The sequence below is a fragment of the Streptomyces lincolnensis genome (assembly GCF_001685355.1).
Taxonomy (GTDB): domain Bacteria; phylum Actinomycetota; class Actinomycetes; order Streptomycetales; family Streptomycetaceae; genus Streptomyces; species Streptomyces lincolnensis.
Genome location: NZ_CP016438.1, coordinates 1,470,729 through 1,488,003, shown reverse-complemented (window position 1 = coordinate 1,488,003; position 17,275 = coordinate 1,470,729). Strand labels below are relative to the sequence as shown.

General features: G+C 71.2%; 10 protein-coding genes. 6 read left to right on the top strand and 4 right to left on the bottom strand.

Annotated elements, in window-relative coordinates; all coding sequences use genetic code 11:
* Window positions 1–56: 56 nt before the first annotated feature.
* The 4 genes from SLINC_RS06595 to manD form a co-directional block, all read right to left on the bottom strand.
* Window positions 57–1,139 (bottom strand): L-idonate 5-dehydrogenase, encoded by a 1,083-nt coding sequence (locus SLINC_RS06595; RefSeq protein ID WP_225988267.1) that lies wholly within the window; start codon window positions 1,137–1,139, stop codon window positions 57–59.
* A complete protein-coding gene (locus SLINC_RS06590; RefSeq protein ID WP_067427859.1) occupies window positions 1,136–2,530 on the bottom strand; it encodes an MFS transporter in 1,395 nt (464 codons plus the stop codon). The genes SLINC_RS06595 and SLINC_RS06590 overlap by 4 nt, the downstream gene beginning before the upstream one ends.
* 93 nt (window positions 2,531–2,623) lie before the next feature.
* A complete protein-coding gene (locus SLINC_RS06585; protein WP_225988266.1) occupies window positions 2,624–3,991 on the bottom strand; it encodes a mannitol dehydrogenase family protein in 1,368 nt (455 codons plus the stop codon).
* Window positions 3,988–5,196, bottom strand: coding sequence for a D-mannonate dehydratase ManD (manD, locus tag SLINC_RS06580; RefSeq protein WP_067427857.1), 1,209 nt, complete (start codon window positions 5,194–5,196; stop codon window positions 3,988–3,990). Before manD ends, SLINC_RS06585 begins: the two co-directional genes overlap by 4 nt.
* 98 nt (window positions 5,197–5,294) lie before the next feature.
* Between manD and SLINC_RS06575 the strand changes: the two genes are divergently transcribed.
* The 6 genes from SLINC_RS06575 to SLINC_RS06550 all read left to right on the top strand — a co-directional run bounded on the left by SLINC_RS06575 (window position 5,295) and on the right by SLINC_RS06550 (window position 17,233).
* On the top strand, window positions 5,295–6,005 hold the full coding sequence (locus SLINC_RS06575; protein ID WP_067445099.1) for a GntR family transcriptional regulator: 711 nt from the start codon (window positions 5,295–5,297) through the stop codon (window positions 6,003–6,005).
* Window positions 6,006–6,197: 192 nt separating this feature from the next.
* Window positions 6,198–7,679: an MFS transporter gene (locus SLINC_RS06570; protein ID WP_067427855.1), complete on the top strand. Its 1,482-nt coding sequence runs from the start codon at window positions 6,198–6,200 to the stop codon at window positions 7,677–7,679.
* A 126-nt stretch (window positions 7,680–7,805) separates the two neighbouring features.
* Window positions 7,806–11,183: a pyruvate carboxylase gene (locus SLINC_RS06565; protein WP_067427853.1), complete on the top strand. Its 3,378-nt coding sequence runs from the start codon at window positions 7,806–7,808 to the stop codon at window positions 11,181–11,183.
* A 113-nt stretch (window positions 11,184–11,296) separates the two neighbouring features.
* Complete coding sequence (locus SLINC_RS06560) at window positions 11,297–14,008, top strand: MGH1-like glycoside hydrolase domain-containing protein (RefSeq protein WP_067427851.1); 2,712 nt, start codon at window positions 11,297–11,299, stop codon at window positions 14,006–14,008.
* Window positions 14,005–15,456 (top strand): alpha-amylase family protein, encoded by a 1,452-nt coding sequence (locus SLINC_RS06555; protein WP_067427848.1) that lies wholly within the window; start codon window positions 14,005–14,007, stop codon window positions 15,454–15,456. Before SLINC_RS06560 ends, SLINC_RS06555 begins: the two co-directional genes overlap by 4 nt.
* A gap of 130 nt (window positions 15,457–15,586) precedes the next feature.
* Window positions 15,587–17,233 (top strand): cellulase family glycosylhydrolase, encoded by a 1,647-nt coding sequence (locus SLINC_RS06550; RefSeq protein ID WP_067427845.1) that lies wholly within the window; start codon window positions 15,587–15,589, stop codon window positions 17,231–17,233.
* Window positions 17,234–17,275 lie beyond the last annotated feature (42 nt).

The window sequence follows — 17,275 nt, the reverse complement described above, 5'->3', positions numbered from 1 at the left end:
GCGCGTACGAAAAGACGCGCGAGCGCGTACGAAAAGATGGGCGTCCGGTGGCGCGGTCACGCCCCGGCGGCCAGCCGCAGCATGACCTTGCTGCTCCCGCTCCCCGGATCGGCGGCCACCGCAAGGGCCTCCTCGGCCCGTTCCAGCGGGAAGCGGTGGGTGATCAGCGGGGTCACGTCCAGGCCGTCCCGCAGGGCACGCAGGGCCTCGTCGATCTCGTCGACGAAGCGGTACGAGCCGATCCAGGTGATCTCCCGGGTCACCAGGTCCCCGAGGGCGGCCGGCGCGGCCGTACCGGGCAGGTTGCCGACCTGGACGAGGGTGCCGCCGCGTGCCGTGGACCGCAGGACCGGGCCCAGCGCGGCCGGGGCGCCGGACGCCTCGAAGACCACCTCCACGTCCTCGGGCAGCGTGTCGCCCGCGGTGAGGTCCCGGATCTCGTCGGCGCCCATGGCACGGGCGACCTTCAGGGAGGCGGGTGCCAGGTCGGCCGCGAGGACCGTGCCCGCACCGCGATACCGGGCGGCGGCCACGACGAGGGAGCCGATCGGACCGCAGCCGTTGACCAGGACCGTACGGCCGCGCAGGTCCGGCACCCGCCCCACGGCGTGCAGCGCGACGGCCAACGGCTCGGCGAGCGCGCCCTGTTCGGTGCCGACGCCCTGAGGCAGCGGGCGGATCTGGTCCGCGGGGACCGTCCGGTACTCGCTGAACCCGCCGTCGGTGTGCGGGTCGAAGGCCGCGGAGCCGAAGTAGCGGACGCGGGGGTGGAGGTTGGTGCGTCCGGCGATCCGCTCGGGCAGGGCGCCGTCGCCGACCGGCCGGGCGGGGTGCACGGTGACCGGCCGCCCCACGTCGAGGCCGGTCACCCCGGCGCCGAGCGCGGCGATCCGGCCCGCGACCTCGTGCCCGAGCACCAGCGGGTGGGTGAGCGCGGCGGTGCCGGACGCGCCCTTCTTCCAGTACGCGATGTCGGATCCGCAGATCCCGCCCCACTCCAGGGCGAGCAGCACCTCGCCGGGCCCGGGCACCGGCCGGTCGCGTTCGTCGACGCGCACGTCACCGGCGCCGTGCACGACGACCGCCTTCATGGGGGAAGCCGGGGCGATGGGGCGCACATGTTCCTCGGCCGTCTTCATACGGCGTCCTCCAGGCGGACGAGATCCCGTCCGCGGGTCTCGGGCGCGAACAGCGCGCTGACGAAGGTGATGAGGGAGTAGACGATGAGCATCGCCGCGATCGGCCACCAACTGCCGGTCACGGCGGTGAGGGTGGCCGCGAGGACCGGGCCGATCGCGGTGGCGAGGATGCCGCCGATCTCCTTGGCGAGCGCGAGCTGGGTGAATCGGGTGCGGGCGCCGAAGAGTTCGGCCATCGTGACACTCTCCAGCGAGAACAGGCCGAGGACACCGACGTTCAGACCCAGGACCATGCCGAGCATCACGCCCGGCGTCGAACCGGAGGTGATCAGGACCATCACCGGGAAGGCGAGCACCGCGGTGAGCAGGGTGAGCGCGAGGTAGACCGGTCGGCGCCCGAAGCGGTCACCGAGCAGACCGACCACCGGCACGGTGGCGAAGCCCAGCAGCGAGCCGTAGACGATCGCGTCCGTCGGGACGGACCGGCCGACCGCCAGGTTGGTGGCGATGTAGCCGACGAGGAACGTCTGCACCAGACCGGAGTTGCCGGCCTGGCCGAACCGCAGCCCCAGCGCGAGGAAGAACGACCTGCCCTTGCGCTGCCGGATACCGGCGGCCAGGACACTGCCGGTCTGCTCGTCGGCCGTGGCGATCGCGGACTCGACCTCGTCGCGGCCCAGCGCCACCCCGTCGACCACGTCGGCGCGCTCCTCGAACACCGGGCTCTCCTTCAGCCCCCGCCGCAGCCAGACCGCGAAGAACATCAGCGCGAAGCTGAGCAGGAACGGCAACCGCCAGCCCCAGGACATCAGTTGGTCCTCGCTGAGCACGGCCAGCAGGATCGCCCACAGACCGGAGGCGGCGAGCGTGCCGGAGTTGGTGCCCAGCGACACCAGCGAGGCGACGAGCCCGCGCCGCCGGACGGGGGCGTACTCGGCCAGCAGCACCGTCGCGCCGGCGATCTCGGCCCCCGCGCCGAAGCCCTGCACGAGTCGCAGCGCGACCAGCAGGATCGGGGCGAGGATGCCGATGGTGGCGTAGGTGGGCAGCGCGCCGATGAGGGTGGTGGAGGCACCCATCAGCAGGATCGTGAGGTAGAGGACCTTCTTGCGGCCGATCCGGTCGCCCATCCGCCCGAAGTAGACGGCCCCCGCGAGCCGGGCGACGTATCCGACGCCGTAGGTCGCCATCGCGGCGATCAGGCCGATGGCGGGGCTGACGTCCGGGAAGAAGATCTTGTTGAAGACGATCGCGGCGGCCAGCGAGTAGAGCTGGAAGTCCATGAACTCCATGGCGGTGCCGAGCCAGCCCGAGACGGCGGCCCGGGCCAGATCGCGGGTACCGCGTGGCGCGGTGGGCGTCTGCTGAGCGGCTATGACGCTGTCCTTCATCGGGAACTCCGTTGTTCGGGGAGTGAAGTGACGCTCTTTCACAGAGAAGTAGGAGCAGGGGAGGAGAGGGGCGGAGAGGGGAGAGCGGGGGAGTCAGATCTCGACGCGTCCGGCACGCAGGGCGGGCAGCCGTTGCGTGACGGCGGTGACGAGGGCGTCGTCGTCCGCCAGGTCGGCCGCGCCCACGGAGGAGAGCAGGTCGCGCACCGACGTCACCGGACCGGTGCTCAACGCCCATGCAGCCAGGGCAAGTTCGAGCACCGGTGTGCCGGCGCCGCGGGCCCGCAGCTCCCGCAGGGCGGGCAGCCAGCGCTCCTGGATCTTCAGTGATCCGTCGGAGCCGATCTGCCGCAGCAGATGCCGCATCGCGGGATTCCGGAAGCGCGCCACGAGGTCGTCGGCGTACCCGGCGGGATCGGGGCCGCCCGCGGGGAGGGTGGGCGCGACCTCCGCGCACAGCGCCCGCACCAGGCGCTCGCCCCACTGGGCCGCCATGGTCTCGGCGATCGTGGTGAGACCGGCCGCCGTGCCGACGTAGGCCAGTGCCGAGTGGGAGCCGTTGAGCAGCCGCAGTTTGGTGAGCTGATACGGCGTCACGTCCGGGACGAACAGGGCGCCGTCGTGCTCCCAGGGCGGCCGGGGTGCGGCGAAGGAGTCCTCCAGTACCCACTGCCGGTAGGGCTCGGCGGTCACCGGCAGTGCGTCGCGCAGCCCGAGAGTGGCCAGTGCGCCGGTCCGGTCGGCCTCCCCGACGGCGGGCACGATCCGGTCCACGACCGTGGCGGGGAAGGCGACGGCCTCGGCCATCCGCTCCAGGACCCGCGCCCGGTCCGGCCAGTTGGACGCCCGGACGAAATCCTCGACGACCCGGCGCAGCACGCCGCCGTTGTCCGCCATGTTGTCGCAGGACACCACGCTGACCGGCGGCGCCCCCGCGCGCATCCGGGCGGCGAGTCCGGCGGCCAGGCGCCCGATCACCGTGGTGAGGGGACCGTCCGGATCGGCGGCGAGGTCGGCTGCGACGGCCGAGGTGTCCAACCCGCCCGACACCGGGGAGCGTTGATAGCCCTTCTCCGTCACGGTCAGCGTGACGACGGTGACCGCGGGGTCCATGAGCAGGGCGTCGACGGCCTTGGCGTCCGGTCCCATGGCCAGCGCGTCCACGACCGAGCCGACGACCCGGCAGCGGTCGCCGTCCGGGCGGCGCTCGGTCAGCGAGTACAGACAGTCCTGCTCCCGCAGGGCGCGTACGGTCTGCGCCGAACGGGGCGCGACCGCCACGATGCCCCAGGGCTCACCGGTCAGGGCGGCGGCCCGCTCGGTGTACACCGCCTGGTGGGCCCGGTGGAAGGCGCCGAGGCCGAAGTGGACGACACGGGGGCGCAGTTCGGCCGGATCGACCGCGGGGCGCAGCCCGGGCGCCAGCCGGGAGACCGTCGTACGGTTCAGCACGGCGCTCACCAGTCGTGCACCGAGCCGTCGAGGCGGCGCGCGACGGGGAGATAGCGCCGCCGGTAGGGGAACCGCTCGGCCGCCTTGTCGTCGTACGCGACACCCAGGCCCGGTTCCTCGGAGGGGTGGAGCATGCCGTCGGCGAAGGTCACCCCCGTGCGGAACACCTCGGCGGTCTCCTCCGGGTGGCCCATGTGCTCCTGGATGCCGAAGTTGGGCACGGCGATGTCCAGGTGCACGGCGGCGGCCATGCTGACGGGGGAGAGGTCGGTCGCCCCGTGCGAGCCGGTGCGCACCTGGTGGAGCGCGGCGAGGTCGAAGATGCGGCGCAGGTGGGTGATGCCGCCGGCGTGCACGACCGTGGTACGGACGTAGTCGATGAGCTGTCCGGTGATCAGGTGCTGGACGTCCCAGATGGAGTTCATGACCTCGCCGACCGCGATCGGCGTGGTGGTGTGCTCGCGGATCAGCCGGAAGGACTCCTGGTTCTCGGCCGGGGTGGGGTCCTCCATCCAGAACAGCCGGCAGCCCTCGACGCTCTTGCCGAACCGGGCCGCCTCGATCGGTGTCAGCCGGTGGTGCACGTCGTGCAGCAGATGGAAGCCGAAGCCGAACCGCTCCCGCACGGCCTCCAGATAGGTGGGTGCGAAACCGAGATACGCCTCGGTGTCCCAGGGCTGCTCCTCGGGCAGCTCCGTCGCGGCGGGTTCGTAGACCCTGCCCTTGCGCACGCCGTAGGTGCCCCCGACGTCGGGTACGGCGGCCTGGGCCCGTACGGCCTTGTAGCCCAGCTCCAGATAGCGCTCGACGTCGTCCAGGAGGGAGGGCACGTCGGTGCCGCTGGCGTGGGAGTAGACCAGGACGCCGTCGCGGGAGCGGCCGCCGAGGAGCTGGTAGACGGGCAGTCCGGCCACCTTGCCCTTGATGTCCCACAGCGCGGTGTCGACGGCGGCGATCGCGGTCATGGTGACGGGGCCGCGCCGCCAGTAGGCGCCCTTGTACAGGTACTGCCACATGTCCTCGATGCGGGCGGGGTCCCGGCCGATCAGCAGCGGGACCACGTGGTCGCGCAGATAGCTCGCGACGGCCAGCTCACGGCCGTTGAGCGTGGCGTCCCCGAGGCCGGTGACGCCGTCGGTGGTGGTGATGCGCAGGGTGACGAAGGTGCGGCCGGGCGAGGCGACGAGAACCTCGGCACGTTCGATCTTGCTCACGGGACTCACAGAGCTCCTTGGTCGCGAAGTGCTTGTATACAAGCATCTGTCGCGCAACGGAGCAATACTTGTGGCGCCGCTCTACGTACGATGTGGGCATGGCTCAAACGAACGGGCGGACGAGTCGGCGCGACATCTATCTGAAGTTGCGTCAGATGGTCCTGACCCTGGAACTCGCCCCGGGCGCCGCCCTCTCGGAGAACGAACTCGCCGCGTCCCTGGGCGTCAGCCGCACTCCGGTGCGCGAGAGCCTGATCCTGCTGTCCCAGGAGGGCCTGGTGCAGGTCTTCCCGAAGATCGGATCCTTCGTCTCCCGGGTCGACCCGGCCCAGGTCGCCGACGCCCAGTTCCTGCGCGAGGCCGTGGAACTCGCCTCCCTGGAGAGCCTGCCCGACCGGCTCGACACCGCGGTCGTCGAGGAGCTGCGGGACAACCTCGGACGCCAGCGGCGCGCGGATCTCGGCCTGGAGGAGTTCTTCGCGCTGGACGAGGCCTTCCACCACGGCCTGATGCGGCTCAGCGGCCACGGCGACGTCTGGAACACCGTCGCCGCCGCGAAGGGGCATCTGGACCGGGCCCGGCGCCTCGGCCTCCATGAGAACGTCTCGCCGGCCGTCTTCGCCGCCCAGCATCACGAGATCTTCGACGCGGTCGTCGGCGGGAACCTCCCCCGCGCGCGCACCGCCATGCGCACCCACCTGCGGGCCGTCTTCGACGACATCGAGCGCATCCGCGCGCACTCGCCCGAACTCTTCGCCGCCGACGCCTCGACCGTGCCGGTCCGGCGCAACGTCGTGGTCTGGGAGTGACTCCACCGGCGCGCGGGCGGGTACCGCCAATCGAGTGGTGACGATCAGGAAGCGGGCGTACGGTCGAACAGTGGACGGAACCGTTCACCGACTCCACCCGGGGCCCGGCCCCGACACGCCATGGGTACAGCGCAGCCGAACTCCTCGCCGCAGACCACCGCCCAGCAGAAAGCCGGCGGTGGTGGAAACTCCATGGCCCTGCTGGTCATCGCGTCCTGTCAGCTGATGGTGGTCCTGGACATCACCATCGTGAACATCGCGCTGCCGGAGATCCAGCGCTCCCTGGACTTCTCCACCGCCAACCTGTCCTGGGTGGTCAACGCCTACACGCTGACCTTCGGCGGCCTGTTGCTCCTCGGCGGGCGGGCCGGGGACATCCTCGGCAGACGGCGCGTCTTCGTCTTCGGCGTGCTGCTGTTCGTGCTGGCCTCCCTGCTCGGCGGTCTCTCCCAGAACGCCGGCCAACTCCTGGCCGCGCGCGCCCTCCAGGGCGTCGGCGGCGCCATCGCCTCCCCGACCTCGCTCGCCCTGATCAGCACGACCTTCCGTGAAGGGCCGGAACGCAACCGGGCCTTCGGGGTCTTCGCCGCCGTCTCGGCGGGCGGCGGCGCGATCGGACTGCTCGCCGGCGGCGTTCTCGTGGAGTGGCTCAACTGGCGCTGGGTGCTCTTCGTCAACGTGCCCATCGGCCTGCTCATCGTGCTCGCCACCCCTCGCTGGATCAGGGAGTCCGAACGCCACCCCGGCCGCTTCGACATCACCGGCGCCCTCACCTCCACGGTCGGCATGGTGCTGCTGGTGTACGGCTTCATCCGCGCCGCGCAGGACGGCTGGCGGGACGCGCTGACCCTGGCCTCCTTCGGGGTGGCCGTCGTCGTCCTCGCGGTGTTCGTGCTGATCGAGCGGAGATCCCGGCAGCCGATCACGCCGTTGCACATGTTCGCCGACCGCAACCGCGCCGGCACCTACGGCATCATGCTCTGCCTGGCCGCCGCCATCTTCGGGATGTTCTTCTTCCTCACGCTCTTCGTGCAGAACGTGCTGGACTTCAGCCCGCTCGCGGCCGGTCTCGCCTTCCTGCCGGTCAGTGCGGTCATCGCGGTCGGCGCCGGACTGGCCTCACGGTTCCTGCCCACGTACGGCCCCAAGCCCTTCATGGTGGTGGGCGCCGTCCTCGCGGCGACCGGCCTGGCCTGGCTGACCCTGACCGACGTGCACTCCACCTACGCGGGCAGCGTCCTCGGGCCGATGCTCGTCTTCAGTCTCGGCATGGGCATGGAGTTCGTCTCGCTCACCCTGATGGCGCTGTCCAATGTGCCCGTCCAGGAGACCGGCGCCGCCTCCGGCCTCCTCAACGCCACCCAGCAGGTCGGCGGCTCGCTGGGGCTGTCCATCCTGGTCACCATGTTCGGTACGGCCAGCACCAACGAGGCGGAGAAGCAGATCCCGCGCTTCCTCGCCCAGGCCACCCCGGCCGAGCGCCTGCGGTTCGAACGCACCGGGCAACTGCCGGGCCGCTGGGCCGACGAGGTGCTCACCGCGGGGGTCTCGGCCGCCTTCGTGATGGCGGCGATCTTCACCGTCGTCGCGGCGCTGATCGCGGTACTGGTCATCCAGGTCCGCCCGTCCGATCTGGAGCGCCTCAAGGGCGACTCGGGCCCCGGCCCGGTCTGAAACCGCTGCCGAACCAGCACGCAGGATGGCAAAACACCCTCCGGTACGTGACCCGCCTCTCATGGCCAGAAGCCGACACAGCCGACACCATGGGTGTTCTTCACCGGCAGGCCGAAGGGAACGGGAATGCTCCGCAAGGTACTCGTCGCCAACCGTGGTGAGATCGCGATCCGCGCCTTCCGCGCCGGATACGAGGTCGGCGCGCGAACCGTCGCCGTCTTCCCGCACGAGGACCGCAACTCACTGCACCGGCTCAAAGCCGACGAGGCCTACGAGATCGGCGAACCCGGGCATCCGGTGCGGGCCTACCTCTCCGTCGACGAGATCGTCCGTGCCGCCCGGCAGTCCGGCGCCGACGCCGTCTACCCGGGCTACGGCTTCCTCTCCGAGAACCCCGAGCTCGCACGCGCGTGCGAGGAGGCGGGCATCACGTTCGTCGGACCCAGCGCCGACATCCTGGAACTCACCGGCAACAAGGCCCGCGCGGTCGCCGCCGCCCGCGCCGCGGGCGTCCCCGTGCTGGGCTCCTCGGCCCCCTCCACCGACATCGACGAACTGGTCCGCGCCGCCGACGACATCGGCTTCCCCGTCTTCGTCAAGGCGGTCGCCGGCGGCGGCGGACGCGGCATGCGCCGGGTCCAGGAGCCCGCGCAGCTGCGGGAGTCCATCGAGGCGGCGGCCCGCGAGGCGGCCTCCGCGTTCGGTGACGCCACCGTCTTCCTGGAGAAGGCCGTCGTCGACCCCCGCCACATCGAGGTACAGATCCTCGCCGACGGCCAGGGCAACGTCATCCACCTGTTCGAACGCGACTGTTCGGTGCAGCGCCGCCACCAGAAGGTCATCGAGCTGGCGCCCGCGCCCAACCTCGACCCCCAGCTGCGCGAGCGGATCTGCGCCGACGCGGTGAGGTTCGCCCGCGAGATCGGCTACCGCAACGCCGGCACCGTCGAGTTCCTCCTCGACCGCGACGGCAACCACGTCTTCATCGAGATGAACCCGCGCATCCAGGTCGAGCACACGGTCACCGAGGAGGTCACCGACGTCGACCTCGTCCAGGCCCAGCTGCGCATCGCCGCCGGCGCCACCCTCGCCGACCTCGGCCTCTCCCAGGAGACGGTCACCCTGCGCGGCGCCGCCCTCCAGTGCCGTATCACCACCGAGGACCCCGCCAACGGCTTCCGCCCGGACACCGGCCGCATCAGTGCCTACCGCTCGCCCGGCGGCTCCGGCATCCGCCTGGACGGCGGCACCACCCACGCCGGTACGGAGATCAGCGCGCACTTCGACTCGATGCTGGTCAAACTCACCTGCCGGGGCCGGGACTTCACCACCGCGGTCAACCGCGCCCGGCGTGCCGTGGCCGAGTTCCGCATCCGCGGTGTGGCCACGAACATCCCGTTCCTCCAGGCGGTCCTGGACGACCCGGACTTCCAGGCGGGCCGTGTCACCACGTCGTTCATCGAAGAACGCCCGCACCTGCTCACCTCCCGGCACTCCGCCGACCGCGGCACCAAGCTGCTCACCTACCTGGCCGACGTCACGGTCAACAAGCCGCACGGCGAACGCCCCGACCTGATCGACCCCACGACCAAGCTGCCCCAGGTGGACGCCGGTACCGAGCCGTCCGCGGGCTCGAAGCAGATCCTCACGGCCCGCGGCCCCGAGGGCTTCGCCCGCTGGCTGCGCGAGTCGCGGACCATCGGCGTCACCGACACCACCTTCCGCGACGCCCACCAGTCACTGCTGGCCACCCGCGTCCGCACCAAGGACCTCCTCGCCGTCGCCCCGGTGGTCGCCCGCACCCTGCCCGAACTGCTCTCCCTGGAGTGCTGGGGCGGCGCCACCTACGACGTGGCCCTGCGCTTCCTCGCCGAGGACCCCTGGGACCGGCTGGCCGCCCTGCGCGAGGCCGTCCCCAACATCTGCCTCCAGATGCTGCTGCGCGGCCGCAACACCGTCGGCTACACGCCGTACCCGACGGAGGTGACCGACGCCTTCGTCCAGGAGGCCACCGCCACCGGCATCGACATCTTCCGCATCTTCGACGCCCTCAACGACGTGAACCAGATGCGGCCCGCCATCGACGCCGTCCGCGCGACCGGGACGGCCGTCGCCGAGGTCGCCCTGTGCTACACCTCCGACCTGTCCGACCCCAACGAACAGCTCTACACCCTCGACTACTACCTCCGGCTGGCCGAGCAGATCGTCGACGCGGGCGCCCACGTCCTGGCCGTCAAGGACATGGCGGGCCTGCTCCGCGCGCCCGCCGCCGCCAAGCTGGTCTCCGCGCTGCGCCGCGAGTTCGACCTGCCCGTGCACATCCACACCCACGACACGGCCGGCGGCCAGCTCGCCACCTACCTGGCGGCCGTCCAGGCGGGCGCGGACGCCGTGGACGGAGCGGTGGCGTCCATGGCCGGGACGACCTCCCAGCCGTCGCTGTCCGCGATCGTGGCCGCCACCGACCACTCCGAGCGGCCCACCGGCCTGGACCTGAGGGCCGTCGGCGACCTGGAGCCGTACTGGGAGAGCGTCCGCAGGATCTACGCCCCCTTCGAGGCGGGCCTGGCCTCCCCGACCGGACGCGTCTACGACCACGAGATCCCCGGCGGCCAGCTGTCCAACCTGCGCACCCAGGCCGTGGCCCTCGGCCTCGGTGACCGCTTCGAGGACATCGAGGCGATGTACGCCGCCGCCGACCGCATCCTCGGCCACCTGGTGAAGGTCACGCCCTCCTCCAAGGTCGTCGGCGACCTCGCCCTGCACCTGGTCGGCGCCGGGGTCAGCCCCGAGGAGTTCGAACAGACACCGAACCGCTTCGACATCCCCGACTCCGTCATCGGCTTCCTGCGCGGCGAGCTGGGCACGCCGCCCGGCGGCTGGCCGGAGCCGTTCCGCAGCCGGGCGCTGGAGGGCCGGGCCGAGGCCAAGCCCGTGACGGAGCTGACCGCCGAGGACCGCACCGGACTGGAGAAGGACCGGCGCGCCACCCTCAACCGGCTGCTGTTCCCGGGCCCGACCCGCGAGTTCGAGACCCACCGCCAGAGCTACGGCGACACCAGCCTGCTGGACAGCAAGGACTTCTTCTACGGCCTCAGGCCCGGCAAGGAGTACGCCGTCGACCTGGAGCCCGGCGTCCGCCTCCTCATCGCCCTGGAGGCCGTCGGCGAGGCCGACGAGCGCGGCCTGCGCACCGTGATGTCCACCCTGAACGGCCAGTTGCGCCCGATCCAGGTGCGGGACGCCGCCGCCTCCTCCGACATCCCCACCACCGAGAAGGCCGACCGCTCCGACCCCGGCCATGTGGCCGCGCCGTTCGCCGGAGTCGTCACCCTGACCGTCGCCGAGGGCGACGAGGTCGACGCCGGTGCCACGGTCGCCACCATCGAGGCGATGAAGATGGAGGCCGCGATCACCGCCCCGAAGGCCGGCCGGGTCTCCCGCCTCGCCATCAACAGGATCCAGCAGGTCGAGGGCGGTGATCTGCTGGTCGAGATCGCCTGAGCCCGGAACCGAGGAGCCCGCTTCCATATGGCCCACCGCCATTGCGGACCGCCCCCGCCCGTCCGAGTCTGGACGTCCCGGACACGGGTGCCGGGCGGCGAGGAGGACGGGCGATGGCGACGGGCAGTGGCGCACCGGATGCCGAGCGGCGGCGACTGGCGGAGGCGGACGCGGGGACGGCGCCCTGGCGGCGCTGGGGGCCGTACCTGAGCGAGCGTCAGTGGGGCACCGTCCGGGAGGACTACAGCCCGGACGGCGAGGCCTGGTCGTACTTCACCCACGACCAGGCCCGCTCCCGCGCCTACCGCTGGGGCGAGGACGGCATCGCCGGCGTCAGCGACGACAAACAGCGGCTGTGCTTCGCGCTGGCCCTGTGGAACGGCCGCGATCCGATCCTCAAGGAGCGGATGTTCGGTCTGACCAACGCCGAGGGCAACCACGGCGAGGACGTCAAGGAGTACTACTTCTACGTCGACAACACGCCCACCCACTCGTACATGAAGTACCTCTACAAGTACCCCCAGGGCGAGTTCCCCTACGGCGACCTCGTCGCCACCAACGAGGGCCGGGGCCGCCGCGACTTCGAGTACGAGCTCCTCGACACCGGTGTCTTCGACGAGGACCGCTACTTCGACGTGGTCGTCGAGTACGCCAAGGCCGGCCCCGAGGACCTCCTGGTCGAGATCACCGCGCACAACCGGGGCCCCGACGAGTCCGTGCTGCACCTGCTGCCGACCCTCTGGTTCCGCCACACCTGGTCCTGGGCCGGCGGTACGGCGGTCCCCGCACTGCGCGCCGCGGACGGCGCCGTCCGCGCCGACCACGAGGAACTCGGCCCGCGATGGCTGTACCACCAGGGCGAGCCCCTCTTCACCGGCAACGAGACCAACAACGAGCGCGTCTTCGGCAGCCCCAACACCACGCCGTACGTCAAGGACGGCATCGACCGCTACGTCGTCCACGGCGAGAGCGCCGCAGTCAACCCCGAACGCACCGGCACCAAAGCGGCCGTCCACCACGTCCTGACCGTCCCCGGCGGCGGCAGCGCCACCATCCGCCTGCGCCTGACCGGCACCGAACTCACCGACCCCTGGGGTGAGTTCGGCGCGGTACTGGACACCCGCCGCACCGAGGCCGACGCCTTCTACGCCGCTCTCGCCCCCGACGGCATGGGCGAGGAGGAGCGCCGCATGGTCCGCCAGGCGCTCGCCGGGATGCTCTGGAGCAAGCAGTACTACTACCTGGACGTCGAGCGCTGGCTCGCCGAGCACGGCGTCGACCCGCTCTCCGCGGACCCGCGCATCCGCAACAGCTCCTGGTACCACATGGTCAACGACGAGGTCATGTCGATGCCCGACACCTGGGAGTACCCCTGGTTCGCGGCCTGGGACCTCGCCTTCCACACCCTCCCCCTGGCCATGGTCGACATCGGCTTCGCCAAGGGCCAGCTGGACCTGCTGCTGCGCCGCCTGTATCTGCATCCCAACGGCCAGATCCCGGCGTACGAATGGAACTTCGGCGACGTCAACCCGCCCGTGCACGCCTGGGCGGTCCTGTTCGTCTACGAACTGGAGAAGCACCGCACCGGCAAGGCCGACCGGGCCTTCCTGGAGAACGCCTTCCAGAAGCTGATGAAGAACTTCACCTGGTGGCTCAACCGCAAGGACGTCGACGGCAACAACGTCTTCCAGGGCGGCTTCCTCGGACTCGACAACATCGGCGTCTTCGACCGCAGCGCGCCCCTGCCCACCGGCGGCCACCTCGACCAGGCCGACGGCACCGCCTGGATGGCCCTGTACTGCCAGAACCTCCTGGACATCGCCATCGAACTCGCCGTGGACAACCCCGTCTACGTCGAGCAGGCGCAGATGCTCTTCGAGCACTTCGCCTGGATCGCCGTCGCCATGAACCGCATCGGCCGGGACAACGCCAGCCTGTGGGACGAGGAGGACGGCTTCTTCTACGACGTGCTGCGACTGCCCGACGGCAGCGCCACCCGGCTGAAGGTGCGGTCCCTGGTCGGCTTGATACCGCTGGCGGCGACCAGCATCATCGGCGGCCGGACCGACCAGCGCTTCCCCCAACTGGTCGAGGGAGCGAAGGAGTTCATCAGGCGACACCCGGCCGTCGAGGCCTTCGTCACCCAGCATGCCACCGCGGACCCGACCGCCGACGGCCGCTATCTGTTCGCCCTCTTCGGCGAGGACCGGCTGCGCCGCATCCTGGCCCGCATGCTGGACGAGAAGGAGTTCCTCGGACCGCACGGCATCCGCTCGCTCTCCCGCCACCACGCGGACCACCCGTACTCCTTCGAGGTCGGCGGCCGGACCTACGGCGTCGGCTATCTGCCCGCCGAATCCGACTCGGGCATGTTCGGCGGCAACTCCAACTGGCGCGGCCCGGTGTGGTTCCCGATGAACATCCTCCTCATCCGCGCGCTGCTCAACCTGCACGGCTACCACGGCCCCGAGTTCACCGTGGAGTGCCCGACCGGCTCCGGACGACAGCTCAACCTGTACGAGGTGGCCCGCGAGATCTCCGACCGGCTCACCTCCACCTTCCTGCCCGACACCGACGGCCACCGTCCCGTCCACGGCGCGCAGAGCGTGTTCGCCAAGGACCCGCACTGGAAGGACCTGATCCTCTTCTACGAGTACTTCCACGGCGACAACGGCGCCGGTCTCGGCGCCTCCCACCAGACCGGCTGGACCGGCCTGGTCGCGGCCACGGTGACGCTGTTCCACACCATCGGCGCCGACGAGTGGCAGCAGGGCGGGCGGGAGTCGCTCAGGCCCCCGGGCGAGCGGGAGGAGCCGCTGTCGTGACGGTGATCTACGAGATCAACACGCTCGTCTGGCTGGGGGAGTTGAGCCACCGCTACGGACGGCCCGTCACCCTGGGTGAGGTGCCCGGCGAGGTCTGGGACGAGGTCGCGCGGCCCGGCATCGACACCGTCTGGCTGATGGGCGTCTGGGAGCGCAGCCCGGCAGGACTGCGGATCGCGCTGCGCGACGAGCACCTGATGGCGTCCTTCCGCGCCGCCCTGCCCGACGTCACCGAGGCCGACATCGCCGGATCCCCGTACTGCGTACGGAACTACGTCGTCGACGCCTCCCTCGGCGGCCCGGACGGACTGGCCGCCGCCCGGGCCCAACTGGCCTCACGGGGACTGAAGTTGATCCTCGACCATGTCCCCAACCATGTCGCCCCGGACCACCCCTGGCTCACCGAACGCCCCGACTGCCTGATCCGGGGCACCGAGGAGGACCTGACCCGCACACCGGAGGCCTTCGTCGAGACCGGCGGACGGATCTACGCCCGGGGCCGCGACCCCTTCTTCGCGCCCTGGCCGGACGTGGCCCAACTGAACGCCTTCAGCGACGAGTTGCGGGCGGCCACGATCGACACCCTGGTCTCCATCGGCGACCAGGCGGACGGTGTGCGCTGCGACATGGCGATGCTGCTGATGAACGACGTCTTCGCCAAGACCTGGGGAGACCGCGCGGGCCCACCGCCCGTCGACGACTTCTGGCCGTACGTCGTCCCGCGCGTGCGCGAGCGCCACCCCGGCCTGCTGTTCGTCGCCGAGGCCTACTGGGACCTCGAAGGGGCCCTCCAACAGCAGGGGTTCGACCACTGCTACGACAAGCGGCTCTACGACCGCCTCGCCCACGAGGACGCCGACTCCGTCCGCGCCCACCTGCACGCCGACCTCGTGTACCAGCAGGGCCTGGTCCGCTTCCTGGAGAACCACGACGAACCCCGGGCCGCCGCCACCCTCCCCGGCGCACGCGGCCGGGCGGCGGCCGTGACCGTCGCGACCCTCCCCGGCGCGACCCTGTGGCACGAGGGCCAGTTCGAGGGCCGCCGGGTGCGCCCGCCGGTCTTCCTCGCCCGCAGGCCCCAGGAACCGGCCGACGAACCGACCCGCACGTTCTACAGCCGGCTGCTGGAGGCCGCGGCCGCCGTACGCCGGGGCGGATGGCGCGGGCTGACCCCGGCCGGCTGGCCGGACAACGACAGCCACCGCGCCCTGCTCGCCTGGAGCTGGACCGACACCGACGCGCGCCACCTGGTCGTCGTCAACGACTCCGACCACCCGGCCCAGGGCCGGGTGCCGCTCCCGTGGGACGACCTCCGGGGCCGCGAGCACCGCCTGACCGACCTGCTCACGGGGCAGACGTACGACCGCGCGGGCGACGAACTGGCCGACGCCGGCCTGTTCGTGGCACTGGAGGCGTGGCAGGCACACGTCCTGTCCGTGGCGGTCTGACGCGGCGGCCACTGTCCCGCTCTGTGCGCGATGCCTTGACGTGTACGTGTCGGAGTGGCTTGTATGGGAGCGCTCCCATAACAGTTTCCTCTGATGCCTGAGTTTCTTGGCGCTCACTCTTGGAGTCGCAGTGAGAAGAACAAGAAGCACGACACTGGTTCGTCTACTGGCAGGACTCGCGACCCTGCTGGGGATCGCCCTGCTCGGAGCGCTGTTCCCGGCCGTCGCGGTGGCGGAGCCGTCCGGCGCGCGGGCCACCGGTCTCCACATCAGCAACGGCCGCCTGCTCGAAGCCAACGGCAACGACTTCGTGATGCGGGGCGTCAACCACGCCCACACCTGGTACCCCAACGAGACGCAGTCCCTGGCCGACGTCAAGGCACTCGGCGCCAACACGGTCCGTGTCGTCCTCGCCGACGGCCACCGCTGGACCGCCAACAGCGCTGCGGACGTGGCCAACGTCATCACCCAGTGCAAGGCCAACCGGCTGATCTGCGTCCTGGAGGTGCACGACACCACCGGCTACGGCGAGGAGGCCGCCGCCGGCACCCTCGACCACGCCGCCGACTACTGGATCGGCCTGAAGAACGTCCTGGCCGGCCAGGAGAACCACATCATCATCAACATCGGCAACGAGCCCTGGGGCAACACCAATCCCGACGGCTGGACCGCCCCCACCATCGCCGCGATCCAGAAGCTGCGGACCGCCGGCTTCCAGCACACGATCATGGTGGACGCGCCCAACTGGGGCCAGGACTGGCAGGGCGTCATGCGCGCCAACGCCCAGAGCGTCTACGACGCCGACACCACCGGCAACCTGATCTTCTCGATCCACATGTACAGCGTCTTCGACACGGCGGCGGAGATCACCGACTACCTCAACGCCTTCGTCAACGCCAAACTCCCGCTCCTCATCGGTGAGTTCGGCGGTCCCGCCGACCAGTGGGGCGATCCCGACGAGGACACCATGATGGCCACCGCCGAGCAGCTCGACCTCGGCTACCTGGCCTGGTCCTGGAGCGGCAACACCGACCCGATCCTCGACCTGGCGATCGACTTCGACCCGAGCCGCCTCAGCGCGTGGGGCCAGCGCATCTTCAACGGCGCCAACGGCATCGCCCAGACCTCGAAGGAAGCCACGATCTTCGGCGGCGGCACCGGCGACACCCAGGCACCGACCGCCCCCGGCACTCCCGTCGCCTCCGCCGTGACCGCCACCTCGGCCACGCTGACCTGGCCCGCCTCCTCCGACAACGTTGGCGTGACGCGCTACGACGTGGTCCGCGTCAACGGCACCACGGAGACCGCGGCCGCCTCCTCCACCACCACCTCCACGACGCTCACCGGCCTCACCCCCGACACGGCGTACACCTTCGCCGTCTACGCCCGTGACGCGGCCGGCAACCGCTCGACCCGCTCGGCCACGGTCACCGTCACCACCGACGACGCCCCCACCGGCACCTGCTCCGTCGGCTACCGCGTCGTGGGCGACTGGCAGGGCGGCTTCCAGGGCGAGATCGCCATCCGCAACACCGGCACCGCCGCCCTCACCGGCTGGAAGCTCGGCTTCACCTTCGCCAACGGCCAGACCGTCACCAACATGTGGGGCGGCACCGCCACCCAGAGCGGCGGCACGGTCGCCGTCACCCCCGCCTCCTACACCAACACCATCCCCGCCGGCGGCTCCGTCACCGTCGGCTTCATCGGCACCAAGGGAGCCACGAACGCGGCCCCGACGGCCTTCACCCTGAACGGGGCGACCTGCTCCGCGAGCTGAGGGAAAGTCCGTACCGGCGGGCGGGGGCACCCGAGCCCCCGC